1 protein-coding gene is annotated in these 1,205 nt (G+C 59.2%); it reads right to left on the reverse strand.

Annotated elements, in window-relative coordinates; genetic code table 11:
* Nucleotides 1-41 precede the first annotated feature (41 nt).
* Nucleotides 42-353 carry a hypothetical protein gene (locus HNR46_RS20560; protein ID WP_184022591.1) on the reverse strand — a complete coding sequence of 104 codons (312 nt, stop codon included), beginning with the start codon at nt 351-353 and terminating at the stop codon, nt 42-44.
* Nucleotides 354-1,205 lie beyond the last annotated feature (852 nt).

Below are 1,205 nucleotides of genomic sequence, written 5' to 3' on the forward strand. Positions count from 1 at the left end.
GCCCACGATTTGAACCAGACACGACACCACTTTCCCAACCCTCAACCTACTCCAACGGTGCCCGACTGCTTCAAGTCGCAGCCATAGGGTCTCGCCCGGCTCGACGCCGGGATCGACAACGAGAAGGCACCCTGCACCAGTACCTCGCTCGAGGTGCCGGATTCGTCGGCGACCTGCCGGGTGAGCGGCACGCTTCCGGCGACGTCGGTTTGTCCTGTGGGCGCGGGTTCGGAGCTTTCCGGCGTGAACTGGAGGGTGATGGCGCTAGTGGTGCGGTTCATCACGCCAAGGGTGACGACGCTTCCAGTGCGGCCGAAGGCGATCGGGCGGGCAGCGAGCTTAAGGCTCCGCAAGTTGATGGTCAGAGAGCTGCCGCCCGCGCACAAATAGCATGGGTCCCGCTTGGGATTCCGCGAAGATCAGATCATTGAGCGTCTGGCACCTGTGCACAACGCCCGCCATCGGTTTCCGGGCCGAAGGTGGGCCGGGAGTGTGATCGCGAGTATGAGAAGATCCCAGTTAAATGGATGTCGCGGTGGAGGACGTATTCGGTCTTCTCGCGGGTCTTTCAGGGACGTAGGAATGCGTTACAAGATTCTGGGTCAAGTCTTCCGAATCGTCAGGGCATCGGTATTCAGAACATCGTCATTGATGGGTGATTTGGACCTTTAAGGTAAGATAGAAGCCTCTCTGCTGGCTCGAATCTTTAGACGGAGAAAGTTTTTCACTCGGTGGGGTAGCGGAGTGCTAATATATCGCGCATTCACCGATCATGTCCGCCTGTATTGTCCTCCTGATTGACTCTTGCATCCGGTAGTAGCCCCGACCATCCGAGTGGATCAGCTTCCGCCAAACCGGTTTGCGCTTGAAGAGGTTGGACAGGGTGTAGCTTTGGGACCCGCCGTCGTGCAGGAGTTGCTTGCCGTTAAGCCATGGTTTCCCGTCCTTGGCGGCCTGGAAGAGGAGTCGCAAGGCCGCCGCCTGGACTGCTCCGAAGTGATGCTCTTCGTTCCCGATCCGAACGCGCCGAAAGGAAGGTATTGTCTCGATCTCGGGAGAAGGAGGGGGCTTTAGCGCGCCTCGCTGCTTGTAGGCAGACCACCGTTTCCCGGGGATGTCCCTCAGATCGTTAGAATCGGTGGCAGCCGGTCGGGTTGAGATTCATCGCTTAGTGGCTTCCTGACAAGGCTGCTCCTGCCCCGCGC

The organism is Haloferula luteola (assembly GCF_014201715.1).
Classification (GTDB): domain Bacteria; phylum Verrucomicrobiota; class Verrucomicrobiia; order Verrucomicrobiales; family Akkermansiaceae; genus Haloferula; species Haloferula luteola.